The organism is Bacillus sp. SG20033, assembly GCF_044570195.1.
Lineage (GTDB): Bacteria > Bacillota > Bacilli > Bacillales > Bacillaceae > Bacillus > Bacillus subtilis.
In genome coordinates this window covers 3,897,988-3,912,231 of the sequence record NZ_CP172606.1, presented here as the reverse complement: position 1 = coordinate 3,912,231, position 14,244 = coordinate 3,897,988, and the positions used below count along the sequence as shown (strand labels likewise).

Sequence of the window (14,244 nt, the reverse complement as noted above, 5' to 3'; positions counted from 1 at the left end):
GTCTGGATGTTTTTTTATTCCCAGTCTTTACAATCAATCCATGCTTTTAAGAAAGAAAATTCGGATAATTCTCCTCAATAGCGGAGTTTCTGCTGCCGCAGCGAGGAAAACAGTCTCAAACCGTTTCAGCGATACATCAAGATAAACCTCAGGATCATGAGCCAATCCAAATGGGCAAACTCCTCCAATTTCATGGCCTGTCTGCTCCAGTACCTCATTAGGAGAGAGCATTCTTGCTTTAAAGCCAAATGTTGCCTGGACTTTTTGTTGTCGATCTTGACATCGCCGGCTGCCACAATCAGAATCACCTGATCTCCTTCCCCTCTGAAGGACAGGGACTTGGCGATTCTAGACAGGCTTACGCCGATTGTCTCAGCTGCCTGTTCAACTGTCGCACTCGACGTTTCGAACTCCGTCACATCATTTTCTCCATTCCACTGTGTAAAGTGGGTTTTCACACTTTCCAGAGACATGCTGCATTTCCACTCTCTTCAAGATTATTGAAAAGATCATAGCGTGGATTGGGAGACTTTGGTAAAGAGGGGACAAAAAACCGCCGATGGACGGCGGTTTAGATCATGGCGCGTTGTGCAACATCAAAATGTTCTGTTGATGAATTTGATACTTCGACTGTGATAAATACAGCACTCACAGCTAAACAAGCGAGTAATAATTTATACTTCCATTTCATATAAATTCACCCCCCCTTGAATGTGCTGTCTTGCTTCTTCAACCTTTAAAAAGTAATGAGATGCTTTTTTGTAATTTTCCTGTTGATGATAATATTTAGCAACATCAAGTGCGAAGTCCTCAATATCTGCATACATCATTTTACTTTCAAGAAAAACAAAACATTTTTCTATCCGTTCCTCATCCGGTCCAGACAAGTATAAAGATTCCAAAAATTCAAACTCCGTCAGATACACGGTATCTCCCGCAGCTGCAGAATACTCTTTTCCTTTTTTATGATATTCACAGGCGTTATCAATCTTACCTAATTTAAAATAAATTTGTGTAATTAGGAAAAAAGCTTGTGGCAATGAAGGAAGCATTTTAGATCCTTCAAATACTTGAATAGATTTTTTTACATACTCTATCGCTGATTCAAAACTGTTTTGGTTTTGCTTGCAGAGTGCTATGTTATAAAGTGTTCTTCCCATTAATTGGGGCTGCTGCTCTGTTTTTGCAAGTGTAAAGGCTTTTTGAAAATGGGCAATTGCTTTTTCGTATTGTTTTAAATCCAAAAAGTTGGCTCCGAATAAGGACTGGCATTGAATCATTCTGATATCATATGTAGTCTGTTCACTGTATATTTCGAATGCTTGACGTGCATAGTCCATGGAGACATAAGTTTGTTTCATATAATAATAGACTTCTGACATTTTGAAAAAGAATTCAGCTTTATCGATTTTATCTTTGACAAAAACCAGCTTGCTCTCAGCTTTTTTAAAGAATTGAATGGCTAATACATATTCACGGCGATCCAGTTCATACATGCCTCTGAAGAAATTAAAATAGTACTCAAGCAGACCAGTTAAACGAGCCTGTTTTTTATCAATCTCAAGCAGCAGATCAGACAGTCTCGGCTGTTCCTCAATCCTCATTTTTTCTAACGGTTCAAGGTACTCAAGCATTAGGTTGTGCCGAAACTCCATCAGTGAATAGTACAAATGAAGGTCTTGATCTTCTTCCATTTGATCCAGCTCTTGCTTGATTTCTCGTCGCAAATATTCTGCATCGGGTATGCTGAATCGGCGTATGTACATATACCATTCGTTAATCTTTTCTCCGATGGAAGAAGAAGATATGACACCTGTCACGTTTGCAAATCCCTCCCTTCATAATTCTATATATGTCATATTTTATCATCAACATTCTTGTGAGAAGCGCAAAAAAACCGCAATTTTTTCTTTCGTTACACCGCATGTTTGGAGATATATTTTCAAAAAGAAGCGTTTACCCTCAGCAATTTGTACAAGCAAACACGTTACTCTTCCATATTCTGTTATATCTGCGTGAGCAGTGTATGTCTGAAAAGGAAGTGAAGGAATGAGAAAAAATAAGCTTTCCTTTAAAGAAAAAGCAGGAGCAGAACAAGAAGAGTGCTTATGTTTTTGTGAGGGAGAAGCAAGCCGAGAAGCCATGTTTCAAGCGCCGATTGAATTACCTGAAGGATTTGTCGTTGATCCGGCTGAAGCTGTTGCAAACGTGACGTGGAATGCAGACAGCCTTTCTTGTGTCAGTGACCGTTGCTTAATTCAAACGGGGCCAGAGCCTGATGAGGTCGGTGTTCAATTTGCAGTGCGCCTGCAGGGAACCGTTACGCTACTCGTCAGTGTCTCACCTGTGCGAAATCAATATGGACAAGGGGACGGGGCTGTTTCCGTCATTCACAATGCAGAAATCGATCAAGTCGTCTATTATTCCGATGAACCGGATGATTGCCCGGATATCAGTGACATCACGATTGAGAACCTTGTTGTTGTTCCGCCGTTTTACGGCAGTCCTTTATCGGTGACGGGGACGATTGTGCTTGTACCGGAGCCGGAACCCGTCTACGCGTTTACAGCGAATCCAAATGATCAATCAGTTTCTGTGATTGATACAAACACCCATACTGTTGTGACAACGATTGCTCTTCCGTACAATCCGGCAGGTATTGAAATTACGCCAGATAAAAGCGCTGTGTTTGTCTTACATCCCAACAATAATGTGATTTCTGTCATCGATTATGACACATTAACAGTGACAGCAACTATATTGCTGGATCAGCCGCCTCGATTGATTAGATTTATCCCTAATCATGAGTTTGCTTATGTTTTCACCGGTACTGCCATTTATGTGATTGGAATTGATACGTTGACTGTTGAGAGGTCTATTCCTGTAGAAGGTTTTGATATTGCAATTGACCCCAATGGGTTGTTCGCCTATGTTCTTAATTTTGGGTTAGTGCAAAAAGTGGACTTATCTACCGGTGAAGTCTTAGGAACGATTGAACGAGAGCTTATCGTATCATCCATAGAAACAGATTCTACGGAGCGGTATGCGTATGTATTAGAACAAGAATTCTTATTCAATTATTTGACGGTTATTGATTTAAATACGTTTACGATCAGGGATACCCAAGAGCTGGAGCCTGACGGGCTATATGTAATGTTTACGAGTGGATCAGAGGTGTATTTACATGACAGCTTCACTGGCAATTTATATTCTGTCAGTCCGAATGGAGCAGGCGTTATAGGAAATGTTCCGCAGTCGGCAAGAGACTTTGCGTTTACCCCGAATGGCGAATTTCTGTATGCAACCCATTTTTCAGAGCAGAACATCACTGTTTACAACACGGATGATTATTCTGTGGAAACTGTCATATCTCTTGGGGTTTCACCGGGAGCTATTGCGATCTAATCAACTGAATGCTGTGCATTTTTAAAAGGACGTGAAATCATGAAAAAGAATGATCTTTCTGCTTTACAGGAAAATTGTTTCTGTTTTTGTGATGAGGAAATTAGCCGAGAAGCGCCGTTTCAAGTGCCGATAGATATCCCTGAGGGCTTCAAGGTTGATTCGGCCGAAGCGTCAGCGGCTGTTACATGGAGTACAGACAATTTGTCCTGTATCAGTGAGCCTTGCTTAATCCAGACTGGGCCGGAACCAGAAGATATCGGTGTTCGATATGCTGTGAGAGTACAAGGGACCATTACGCTTCTTGTCAGTGTGTCGCCTGTGCGAAATCAATATGGACAAGGGGACGGGGCTGTTTCTGTGATTCATACTGAAGAGATTGATCAAGTTGTTTATTATGCAGCACAGTCTGGCCGCTGTCCTGATTTCAGTCAAATGACAGTGGAAGATCTTCTCATCGTGCCGCCTTTCTACGGCAGTCCGCTCACGGTGGCCGGGACACTTGTTTTGCCGCCATCGCCAGACCCTCAATCGTATGTGTTTACTGCCAATACTGGAGACAGCACGGTTTCGGTCATTGATGCAGATTTAAACACTGTTGTAAAAACAATCCAGTTTTCTGACGTGCCAACTAATCTAGGCGTTACTTTCGATAAAGCATTCACGTATGTCCTCCATGGAAATACCAACCTTGTCTCAGTGATTGATAATAAAACATTAACCATCATAAATACCATTACTGTTGGAGGAGGGCCGAGAAAGATCGAATTTGATCCAACAGATGAGTTCGCATACGTGATGGCCGCCGGATCTATATATGTGATTAACACGGCCTCTCAATCGGTCATTGATGTCATTCCGATACCCGGCGCTTTAGACTTTGCTCTTGATCCGAATGGACAGTATGTCTATACCGCTAATGGAAGCAGTTGGTCGGTTGATAAATATGATGCAAATACTGGGCAGTTGGTAGAAAGTATCATAGATTCATTTGAATTTCCCAGTTTAATTGCAACTCCTTACGCTGGAAATTTTGCGTACGTGTTGAATGGTGAGCTGTGGCCGAAAGGTGTAACGGAGATTAGTTTGTCTCCATTAAGCAGGGGAGGGGACTTCAGCCGTTTATTTGAAACGCTGAGGACGATTGTATTTTCTCTCGATAGCACTAGAGCTTATTTTCTAGAGCCATATAGTGAACCGTTTCTTATTAATAACTTATATGTAGTTAATACGGCCAGACAGAGGATCATTGCAAACGTGTCTCTCCCCGGCGCTTTTGACCTCGCCGTAACGCCGGACAAACAGTATATTTATGCGGCACAGCCCAACGACAATGCTGTGACCGTGTACCGCACAAGTGATTATACAGCCGTGACGGTGATTCCGGTTGGCGCGGGTCCGTCTGCGATTGTGATGTAGCTATTTTATAGATCAAGAGAAGCGGTGCTGCGATAAGAGAATCGTTTATAAATAAATGATCCGATTTGCTGAATGGTAGCCAGGATAATCAGAAACAGCAGTTCACTTATAGAGAAACTGAGCATCCACCAAATCCCGGCTGCTGCCAGCGCTCCCGCAAACACTTTTCTGAACAGGCTGCCGTGCCGGAAAAGCTGCCGCAAATAAGTTCGCATGCAAAACAATAAATACAGAATCAGTAGCATCGCAAGTCCCATTGAAAGGGCAGGGGGCGTGTGAAGGCGGAAAGGGACGGCTTTAACGATTTCGAACATGCAGCCGAATATGATGACTTGGCACAACACGGCAGCCATCACGTATGTTTGGCGGACGTTTTTATAGCTGTCACGCAGCGATTTGACGTCTTCTGCATATCGGCTGCACAAGTTGTGTTGCTGAAAGTCACAGCAGCTTTGATGAGACTGTGTGAGTTTCTGAAAAGCTGCTGTCATGTTTTTCACGGATTGGGTGACATAATGAAGATATAGAAAAGCAGGCAGCATCAGGAGGGCAGCGGTACAAGCCAGCAGTCCGAGCCGAACAGCATCATTGTTGATCATCTGTACATATTGGGCGGCGGCTTCGGCAACGGCCTGAACCCAGCCGAAGGAATAAGCCGCCATACCTATAAGCAGCAATAAAAGGGTAAAGACAGTGCTTTTTTTCATTGTCTGATCGCCTCTTTCTGAGAAACGTGAATGATCGCTTTGTTAGAAGATGCCATTGCATCAATGAGAGACAAGAAAACCTGCGCATCCATATCTTGAATGATGTGGTACATGTCAAGAAACGAGCAATCGCACCTGTCACACTCGGCTGCCCACTCGAAGCATTTACGCACATAATCGCTGTCATAAATGATCGCGTCTGTCAAAGAGTCCTTGCCGTATTGAAGCCAGGCGGCAACCTGTTCTTTCTTCTGTGTGACATAGTATGAAGCCACATCGATATAAGCTGAAGAATGGGTCCCTTGACTGTGAAGGATCAAGAAACCGCCATCCTCATAGATATAAGTCTCGGCTGACAAGCGATCGATTTCCAGACGGTACGTTTGCTGAATCTCTTGAAAAAACGGTGAATCTAATTGAAATAGAATACGAGCCGCGATATCCCAATAAAGCTTTATCGCCAACAGATCGTTTTGCCCGGGAAGTGCGCCGATCTGTAATCCGGTCCATGTATCTTCCATCCGCTCCTCATCACCCAGCACCATTTTTTGTGAGAGGGCTGGAGGGCATGCCGGGATGATTTTTCTTTCAGCATGATAATCCGGACGTTTTTCCAGCTGGAGGTGAGGAGGCAAAAGCGTTTCTGTATTTTCTGAGCCCCCAATCAAAAACAGCGTCATCCGATGGGCTTGGTAGGCAGCCTTATAGGCTTTTTGTAAATCACTGATGTCCAGCGCCTCAATATCTTCGATTCTGCCTGCGGGGAAAACGGCAGCTGGTGAGGAGGGAGAAAGCATGCTGATCAGCTGATAATGATATGAGAGCTGATGGTTAAGGTGTGCTGTTTGAATTTCGCTTGTAATCACAGCTTTTTCCTGAGCGACAATCTTCTTGTCAAATGAGTGGTTCCATAAAGCATCAAGCAGGATGGGGATCGTTTGTCTGAGCCGATCCGGTAATGAGGTAAACATGAAATTGGTATCGGTGTAGGTAGTGAATGCGTTTAAAAGCGCGCCATGCGCAAAAAAATCACTGTACAGATTGCGGCCGTTATGCCAGAAGAGAAGATGCTCTAAAAAATGCGCTGTGCCATACGGAAGCAGTGTATCACCGGATTCTGCCCGTATACATACATCCCGGCTTCCAAAATCGATTTTTACATTGCACAGCCGCAGGTGGGCGCGGGGGAATTTCAATCTGAATATTTTTAGTCCGCTGTCTGTGTATCTGATATCGGTTCGTTCATCCAGCTGTTGAAAAAAGGCTTTCTTTTCCATCTCTTCATCCCCTTACTACATGAGCTCCGATATAATTGATGGTCGCTATGAATTGCAATACATCGCGGCATGTAACCGCTGAGATGCCATCCAGCAAGGCTTCTTTCGTGCAGGAGAAGCGGCGCAGGACCCCCATATAGGCCAATAGACCTTCGGGAGAATCGAATTGCAGCAGCAATTCATTGCGTAAAAACTGCTTTGCCTGTTCTAGTTCCCGCTCATCTGTATGAAAAGCTGAGACAGCTTCCAAAACGCGCGGGGGAATGTCTTTCTCATGAAGCTGATCTGTACATATTGAAACAAGCAGCAAATTGTTCATGACATCGTAACGGGTGATAACGTGATAGACTGCCAGATCCTTCTCTCTGAAGTGCTTGAATAAAGCGGAATGGCCGTACTTTCCCAGTAATCCGTCTATTAGCTGTATTTTGATATAATCGCTGGCATCTTTCATCTCTCCGCAGTCAAATCCGAGTGTCAAGACGGAAGGACCTGCAGCGCTGCGTGTCTCTGTTTCAAACACATGCCGGTTTACGGGTATTCTTCCGGACGTTACAGCGGACGTTTGCGGGGCATGTCCCCGAACATCACATGCATGTACTTGTCCCAATATGTTCAGCTGTTTTTGCTGGGACACTAAATCAACGATAAAGTCCGTTGCGTCGAGAAACCGTTTAGGATGAATCGCCTTTATCCTGTCTTTCCGGCCAAACATGCCTGTGCCGTACATCGGGTTTCCGAAGACCTCCTCAGCCAAGCGAGCCGCCGAGTAGGAGAAGGGATCAGTGAATTTCTTTTCGATTTTCAGCAGCAGCTCATTCCTGGCCTTTTCAACTGCTTCGAATGAAAGAGAAGAAGGGAAAGACAAGTCTGCAAAAGTTTTCATCAGGGCGTCAACATGAAGATTCCCGTTATATAATGGGTGAATCAAACGGGTCCCGCAGGTTTTCAGCTGCTGATCAAAAAAGAGATTCGCTGAGTACATGAAACGGCTGCCGGCAGCATAACCAAAAGCGTCAATGATTTGCTCCTTCAGGTATGCGGCGGCGCCGTAAAAATAAATTGTTTCTTCCTCAGGTTCCGCCGCGCTTTCGATCGGTTTCAGAAAGCTCGCGGCGATTGAAATAGTTGAAAATTGATGAGTCTTCAGCAGGTTAACTTCCAAGCCGTTCTCTTTTGCTTGTATCAAAGAAACCACCATCCTGTTTTTGCAGGTAATAGACTATGACCAGACCGGCTATCGGAATGACCGCCAAGGATACAGCGGTGCCGGCTAATGTGGCTAAGAATAGGGGAAGACAAAACAGATAAGACCGATATTTTGAGAAACCGCTCCATAGCTGCTGCTCCGTCTGCCAGCTGAAGGAGGGCCTTTTTTCATCCGCAGTTAACCTGATAAAAGCTCCCGCCAGCAGCAACTCAATGCACTGCAAAAAAGTGAGAACTGAAATCGGACGGCCGCTGATGAAACCCACAATCATCACGACAAGGAGAAATCCGCCTGCCAATAGGCCTGAATAAAAGCGATATTTCGCCCAAAACATCGTTTTCCGCTTGATCGGAAGCGTGATAAGCAGCATCCGGTCATTTTTTTCAATCGAATACAAAAGGGCGATCGGCGAGCAGATGAGCAAAAGCGCGGAAATCACGATATAAACCACTTGCTGATTGAAGATGCCGGTATTCATCATCTGGAACGAAAAGAAGCCGCTGAACGCCGCCATTACCGCGTAATTTAACAGCATCGCTTTAGAAGAGATAAATCGGTTCCATTCTCTTTTGTAAAACGAAAATTCAGATCGCCGCATAAATGAATGCATCCTGCTCTGCTGCGGAGGCGCCTGCAGAAAGACAGGAAAGTCAATGACCACCGCCCACAGCATATGCACCGCGCAAAGCGGAAGCGTGGCGGCCGGCATCAAAGCGGCGCTGAGACATACACAGGCGAATATCGCCGCATGCAGCAGAAACATCCAGTTCTTCTTTTTGACAAAGTGGTTGCTTAGCACAACTCCGAAAATAATGGAGTAAACGGTAAAAAACGAAAACCTGCCGAGCCAAAACAATGTTTGCGCCCCTGACAGCGTTCCGTTTCCAAATAAGAACAGCGGTAAAATAAAAAAGAATAAAGTTCTTCTCAAACAGGTATCGACAAACAAAACGACACTCTGGGCGAGCCAAAAGCTCCGTGAAGAAATCGGCAGCAGGCAGCTCAGTTTCATATAAGATTCCTTCCATTGAGATGTCACAGAAAGAAACACCATATATGCGTTCATTAAGAGAAGCGCGAGTATGATATACGTTTTGCGCAACACCGATTCATCAATGCCGGCCTGGCGGATCAGCCCAATTTCAAACACGGCCAGAATGACAAGGCCTGCGGCAATGCGGATGGCATCCTTTTTCCCTTGCCGGCTGTAAAGCTGTTTGAACAGCAAAGACATGATAGGGATTATGTTATTCATGGCCGATCACCTCAAAAAATTCCCGCCGCAGATCGGTCTCCTCTCCAATCGGAATGACCTTTTGAATCTGTTTGTTGTGAAGAATAGCCGCATAATCACAAAATCTTTGCACGACATCGAGCAGATGAGAAGAAAACAAAATGGTCCCGCCTGCTTCACAGTACTCGCGCATTTTCTGATAAAAAACCTCTATCGATTCCACATCCAAACCGACGAGCGGCTCATCCAAAATAAACAGGGGAGCGCGCAGCAATAAGCCTGTCATCAATACAACCTTTTGCCTGTTCCCCAAGGACAGCTCCGAAATTCTCCTATTGATGTATTTCGAAAAATGAAAGGCCTCGGCCAAACTGGCAAACTGCTGCTCTGAAAAATCCTTTTGATAAAGCGAATGGACGAAAGACACATAGTCCTTCGCCGTAATTTCTGTAAATAGCAGCGGATAATCGGCGGCGAAGTAACGGTGAGTCTTCAGCTGATCTGATGTTTTCTGCGGCATGCCGGCCTCCGCTTCAATTCCGCACAGTGTAAAGCGCCCGCTGAAATTGCGGTTCACGCCTGTCAGCGTATTAATCAGTGTCGTTTTTCCGGCGCCGTTTACCCCAAGCAACCCGTAAACGGCGCCTTTTTCTAAATGTAAATCCACTTGTTCTAAGATGACGTTGTCCCGTTCATACCAAACGGATACATCGTGTATATCCAAAATGCTCATCGCGAGTCAGCCTTCCGCGCGCGCATCCCGAACAGAATGGCAATGGCAATGAAAATCAGCGTAAACAGATAATCGCTTTTGACAAAATAGACGACTGCGCCGATGACAAAGATAAATGAAAGGATATACAGTAAAATTCTTCTTTGTGCTGGTGACAAATCGTTTCCCTCCTAAATAAGCTGGACCACGTCTTCTAATTGTTCATTTTTCGCCCAAGAGCAAATGTTTTTTCGGTGATATTTGTTAGAGTTCAGCCCTTTTAAGTAACAGCCTCCGCAATAGCCGCTGAACGGGCATTTGTCTTTCATGCAATGTTCGCTGAACCGCGGTGCTTGCGCTTGCCACAGTTTATGGACGAGAGGGGAGTTAAAGATGCTTTCATAGGAATCATGAAAAATATTTCCCAATGAAAATTCCTTTGGAAAGAGGGCGCAAGGACGTACTTCGCCGAACGGGCTGATCACAATGGACTTCCAGCCAGCGCCGCAATTTGCCGCGCGTTTTCTCTCATAAGGAATAATCGGAATCAAATCTTTAAACTCATCAATTACATTTTGCTCGTATTCCATAAACTTGCGGTGCTGCTCGGCGTCTTTCGTTGGATGGACAATATCCCTGCCTCTTCCGAAATCGTCAACCCAATTGTAAGAGAACGCCTTCGCTCCGAGATCCCGAACCTTTTGGGCCATATCGTGGATTTCCCACATGTTTTTTTCGAAGACAGACATGGCGACTCTGACAAATATACCGTGGTCACTCAACAATTTTATCGTTTTACAAGTTTGGGCAAAAGAGCCTTTTCTCCCTCTAAAGGAGTCATGGACCTCGGAATTGACACTATCAAGAGAAATGCCGACGATGATTTTTTGCTTGTAAGCCTTCAAAAGCTCCAAACTCTCTTTTCGCATGAGTGTTCCGTTTGTTAAGACAGCGACTTTTTTGAACTTTTTACACACATAGTCAAGAATCTCATTGGCGTTTGGATGGACAAAAATTTCTCCGCCTGTGATTTCGCATGTCAATACACCGTTATCAAACAGCATATCAGCCGTTTTTTTGAATTGCTCAATCGACACGGTGCCGAGCGCTTCAGGTGAGCTTTCCAAATAACAGTGGGCGCATTTCAAATTACAGCGGTGCGTCAGTTCAAAGGTGGCGTGGAGCGGCATCGGAAATTCATTGCTTCCGCTCGTGGTGATTGTATGGCGGCTGGCCCGGTTTCCAAGCTGAATAACCTGCTTGTTCTGGAGCATGTTGAGCATGTCGTAATACCAATCTTTATGGTCTTCCGGTGATTCATCATACACTGCACATTGCTCAGCTAAAATCTGCTCAGCTGTTTTTTGGCCATCCATGCGCATGCAGAGCTCGTAAGCCGTTTTGTTGAGATCCAAATACTCGAAGTCAGAAATGGAGACATTATCGCGCAAGTAGTCGATTTCTAACACGCCGCCCTCAGGAAGCTGGTGAACTCTTACACTTTCATTAATAAATGGAAACATCTGCTCTATAAACAAAATACCATCCCCTATACATATGATTCAAATGAAAAACGGTTGTGTATGTATATCCAAGAGGTAGATTTTAGTTAAAAATTGTAATTTACTTAAAAAGGGCATAGTAGAATGACTATGCCCTTTTGGGAGATCCTTACCCCCATAGACCGAATAGACCTGTTGCACCGGCAATTTCAAAATCAGGGATAGGACCGTCCACTAGACAAGCGGCTCCGATCGAGCATGTTGCACAACCTTTGTTTTCTACAATGACAGCTTTTTTCATAATTGAATCCTCCCTTTTTTTGTTTTTCTAGCAGATCTATGTTGTACTTTTATCTTAAAACTATCAAATTACTAATTCAATACATATAATTTGAAAAAAATGTGAAAAGAAAATGATAGATTTCGGAAAAATGTAACATTTCCTAAAGGTAATTAGTGATATGATTTTCTCTTCTATATAAGGAAATGCTTTTTATGAGGTTTATCTTCAAATCTGATGAGCAATGATGGTAAGATAGAAGCAGTTGAAGTTTACAAACCGAATGATTATACTATTCAAGTCAAAGTGGAATGATGAAAAGGACGTGTCAGAATGAAGCAAGAGACACCGATAACACTCCATGTGAAGTCTGTGATCGAGGATGACGGAAACCAAGAAGTCATCGAATTCCGCACCACCGGATTTTACTATGTAAAACAAAATAAAGTGTATCTATCTTATTATGAAGAACACGACTTAGGCAAAGTCAAAACGATTGTGAAAGTAAGCGAAGGCGAAGTCCTGGTCATGAGGTCAGGCGCTGTCAAAATGAATCAGCGTTTCGTAACGGGAGCTTCCACAATTGCTAAATATAAAATGTCATTTGGTGAGCTTGAGCTGAAAACAAGCACAAAATCGATTCAATCTGATCTCGATGAAGAAAAAGGCCGTATCAGCATCGCATATGACATGCATGTCGGAGACGAGCAGGAGCATTTACATAATATGACGATCACGTATGAGGGAGGAACTCACGCATGAACATTGCGGAACAAATGAAGGACGTGCTGAAAGAAGAAATTAAAGCGGCCGTTCTGAAAGCGGGACTGGCTGAAGAAAGCCAGATTCCCAATGTTGTTTTAGAAACACCGAAAGATAAAACACACGGCGACTACTCAACGAATATGGCGATGCAGCTGGCAAGAGTGGCAAAAAAAGCGCCGCGTCAAATCGCTGAAGAGATTGTCGCCCATTTTGATAAAGGGAAGGCTTCGATTGAAAAACTGGATATCGCCGGCCCGGGTTTTATCAATTTCTATATGAACAATCAGTATTTAACAAAGCTGATTCCGTCTGTACTGGAAGCAGGGGAAGCATACGGGGAAACGAACATCGGAAACGGTGAACGAGTTCAGGTAGAATTCGTATCAGCGAATCCGACGGGAGACCTTCACCTCGGGCATGCGCGCGGGGCGGCTGTCGGCGATTCCTTGTGCAACGTGCTTTCAAAAGCGGGTTACGATGTAAGCCGCGAATACTACATTAACGATGCGGGAAACCAAATCAACAATCTGGCGCTTTCTGTTGAAGTCCGTTACTTTGAAGCACTCGGATTGGAAAAACCGATGCCGGAGGATGGCTACCGCGGTGAGGATATCATTGCGATCGGAAAGCGTCTCGCTGAGGAATACGGTGATCGTTTCGTTAACGAAGAGGAAAGTGAACGCCTCGCGTTTTTCCGTGAATACGGCCTGAAATACGAGCTGGAAAAGCTTCGCAAGGACTTGGAAAACTTCCGTGTGCCGTTTGATGTGTGGTATTCAGAAACTTCACTGTACCAAAATGGAAAAATTGACAAGGCGCTTGAAGCGCTCCGCGAAAAAGGCCATGTCTATGAAGAAGACGGCGCGACTTGGTTCCGTTCCACGACGTTCGGCGATGATAAAGACCGCGTATTGATCAAGAAGGACGGCACGTACACGTACCTGCTTCCTGATATCGCGTATCATAAGGACAAGCTTGACCGCGGCTTTGATAAGCTGATCAACGTTTGGGGCGCCGATCACCACGGCTACATCCCGCGTATGAAAGCGGCAATTGAAGCGCTGGGCTATGAAAAAGGAACGCTTGAAGTAGAAATCATTCAGCTCGTTCACCTTTACAAAAACGGCGAGAAAATGAAAATGAGCAAACGGACCGGTAAAGCCGTAACGATGCGTGACCTGATTGAAGAAGTCGGCTTGGATGCCGTTCGTTACTTCTTTGCGATGCGAAGTGCGGACACCCATATGGATTTTGACTTAGATCTTGCTGTATCAACATCTAACGAAAACCCCGTGTATTATGCACAATACGCGCATGCCCGTATTTGCAGCATGCTTCGCCAAGGGGAAGAGCAGGGACTTAAACCGGCGGCAGATCTTGATTTCAGCCATATTCAATCAGAAAAAGAATACGATCTGCTGAAAACGATCGGCGGCTTCCCAGAGGCAGTGGCGGAAGCAGCGGAAAAACGAATTCCACACCGTGTCACTAACTATATTTATGATCTGGCTTCTGCTCTGCACAGCTTCTACAATGCAGAGAAAGTCATCGACCCTGAAAATGAAGAGAAAAGCCGCGCGCGCCTGGCTTTAATGAAGGCAACGCAAATTACGCTGAACAATGCGCTTCAGCTGATCGGCGTATCGGCTCCGGAAAAAATGTAATCACGATCAAAAGGACAAAGTCTTCGGGCTTTGTCCTTTTTTTATGAGAAAAACGTGTGATGTAATTCACAA

Annotated in this window: 16 protein-coding genes and 1 pseudogene; 5 read left to right on the top strand and 12 right to left on the bottom strand. The window is 44.5% G+C overall.

The genetic code is table 11. The annotated features are described in order from the left end of the window. Positions 1–14 precede the first annotated feature (14 nt). The 3 genes and pseudogenes from ACFVP7_RS20560 to ACFVP7_RS20550 form a co-directional block, all read right to left on the bottom strand. A pseudogene (locus ACFVP7_RS20560) lies at positions 15–473 on the bottom strand (YbaK/EbsC family protein). A gap of 98 nt (positions 474–571) precedes the next feature. Next, on the bottom strand, positions 572–691 hold the full coding sequence (locus ACFVP7_RS20555) for a PhrC/PhrF family phosphatase-inhibitory pheromone (RefSeq protein WP_014665774.1): 120 nt from the start codon (positions 689–691) through the stop codon (positions 572–574). After that, a complete protein-coding gene (locus ACFVP7_RS20550) occupies positions 675–1,820 on the bottom strand; it encodes a tetratricopeptide repeat protein (RefSeq protein WP_017696253.1) in 1,146 nt (381 codons plus the stop codon). The genes ACFVP7_RS20555 and ACFVP7_RS20550 overlap by 17 nt, the downstream gene beginning before the upstream one ends. A 2-nt stretch (positions 1,821–1,822) precedes the next feature. Here ACFVP7_RS20550 and ACFVP7_RS20545 point away from each other — a divergent pair, with 2 nt between their 5' ends. The 3 genes from ACFVP7_RS20545 to ACFVP7_RS20535 are packed head-to-tail and all read left to right on the top strand — an operon-like array spanning position 1,823 to position 4,821. Further along, positions 1,823–2,053, top strand: a complete 231-nt coding sequence (locus tag ACFVP7_RS20545; RefSeq protein WP_041334639.1) for a hypothetical protein — start codon at positions 1,823–1,825, stop codon at positions 2,051–2,053. Beyond that, on the top strand, positions 2,050–3,405 hold the full coding sequence (locus ACFVP7_RS20540; protein ID WP_163117070.1) for a YncE family protein: 1,356 nt from the start codon (positions 2,050–2,052) through the stop codon (positions 3,403–3,405). Before ACFVP7_RS20545 ends, ACFVP7_RS20540 begins: the two co-directional genes overlap by 4 nt. Before the next feature lie 39 nt (positions 3,406–3,444). Continuing rightward, positions 3,445–4,821, top strand: coding sequence for a YncE family protein (locus tag ACFVP7_RS20535; RefSeq protein WP_338731382.1), 1,377 nt, complete (start codon positions 3,445–3,447; stop codon positions 4,819–4,821). Positions 4,822–4,826: 5 nt separating this feature from the next. On the opposite strand, the gene albG is transcribed toward ACFVP7_RS20535, so the two are convergent. The 9 genes from albG to sboA are packed head-to-tail and all read right to left on the bottom strand — an operon-like array spanning position 4,827 to position 11,764. Beyond that, positions 4,827–5,528 carry an antilisterial bacteriocin subtilosin biosynthesis protein AlbG gene (gene albG / locus ACFVP7_RS20530; RefSeq protein ID WP_029318695.1) on the bottom strand — a complete coding sequence of 234 codons (702 nt, stop codon included), beginning with the start codon at positions 5,526–5,528 and terminating at the stop codon, positions 4,827–4,829. Further along, positions 5,525–6,805, bottom strand: a complete 1,281-nt coding sequence (locus ACFVP7_RS20525; RefSeq protein ID WP_029318696.1) for a pitrilysin family protein — start codon at positions 6,803–6,805, stop codon at positions 5,525–5,527. The genes albG and ACFVP7_RS20525 overlap by 4 nt, the downstream gene beginning before the upstream one ends. A gap of 4 nt (positions 6,806–6,809) precedes the next feature. Beyond that, the gene (albE, locus tag ACFVP7_RS20520; protein WP_338734176.1) at positions 6,810–7,970 is read right to left on the bottom strand and encodes an antilisterial bacteriocin subtilosin biosynthesis protein AlbE; all 1,161 of its coding nucleotides are present in this window, start codon (positions 7,968–7,970) and stop codon (positions 6,810–6,812) included. Next, positions 7,960–9,270 (bottom strand): antilisterial bacteriocin subtilosin biosynthesis protein AlbD, encoded by a 1,311-nt coding sequence (gene albD / locus ACFVP7_RS20515; RefSeq protein ID WP_338731379.1) that lies wholly within the window; start codon positions 9,268–9,270, stop codon positions 7,960–7,962. Before albD ends, albE begins: the two co-directional genes overlap by 11 nt. Continuing rightward, the gene (locus tag ACFVP7_RS20510) at positions 9,263–9,982 is read right to left on the bottom strand and encodes an ABC transporter ATP-binding protein (RefSeq protein WP_003227564.1); all 720 of its coding nucleotides are present in this window, start codon (positions 9,980–9,982) and stop codon (positions 9,263–9,265) included. The genes albD and ACFVP7_RS20510 overlap by 8 nt, the downstream gene beginning before the upstream one ends. Further along, positions 9,979–10,140: an antilisterial bacteriocin subtilosin biosynthesis protein AlbB gene (gene albB, locus ACFVP7_RS20505; protein WP_003222006.1), complete on the bottom strand. Its 162-nt coding sequence runs from the start codon at positions 10,138–10,140 to the stop codon at positions 9,979–9,981. The genes ACFVP7_RS20510 and albB overlap by 4 nt, the downstream gene beginning before the upstream one ends. Before the next feature lie 12 nt (positions 10,141–10,152). Further along, on the bottom strand, positions 10,153–11,499 hold the full coding sequence (albA, locus tag ACFVP7_RS20500; RefSeq protein ID WP_015714887.1) for a subtilosin maturase AlbA: 1,347 nt from the start codon (positions 11,497–11,499) through the stop codon (positions 10,153–10,155). Between the two features lie 24 nt (positions 11,500–11,523). Beyond that, the gene (sboX, locus tag ACFVP7_RS20495; protein WP_010886632.1) at positions 11,524–11,676 is read right to left on the bottom strand and encodes a bacteriocin-like protein SboX; all 153 of its coding nucleotides are present in this window, start codon (positions 11,674–11,676) and stop codon (positions 11,524–11,526) included. Continuing rightward, the gene (sboA, locus tag ACFVP7_RS20490; RefSeq protein ID WP_003222002.1) at positions 11,633–11,764 is read right to left on the bottom strand and encodes a subtilosin A; all 132 of its coding nucleotides are present in this window, start codon (positions 11,762–11,764) and stop codon (positions 11,633–11,635) included. The genes sboX and sboA overlap by 44 nt, the downstream gene beginning before the upstream one ends. 312 nt (positions 11,765–12,076) lie before the next feature. Between sboA and ACFVP7_RS20485 the strand changes: the two genes are divergently transcribed. Both ACFVP7_RS20485 and argS read left to right on the top strand, forming a co-directional pair. Then, positions 12,077–12,505 (top strand): DUF1934 domain-containing protein, encoded by a 429-nt coding sequence (locus ACFVP7_RS20485; RefSeq protein ID WP_003243604.1) that lies wholly within the window; start codon positions 12,077–12,079, stop codon positions 12,503–12,505. Next, positions 12,502–14,172 (top strand): arginine--tRNA ligase, encoded by a 1,671-nt coding sequence (gene argS, locus ACFVP7_RS20480; protein WP_003227570.1) that lies wholly within the window; start codon positions 12,502–12,504, stop codon positions 14,170–14,172. Before ACFVP7_RS20485 ends, argS begins: the two co-directional genes overlap by 4 nt. Positions 14,173–14,244: the final 72 nt, after the last annotated feature.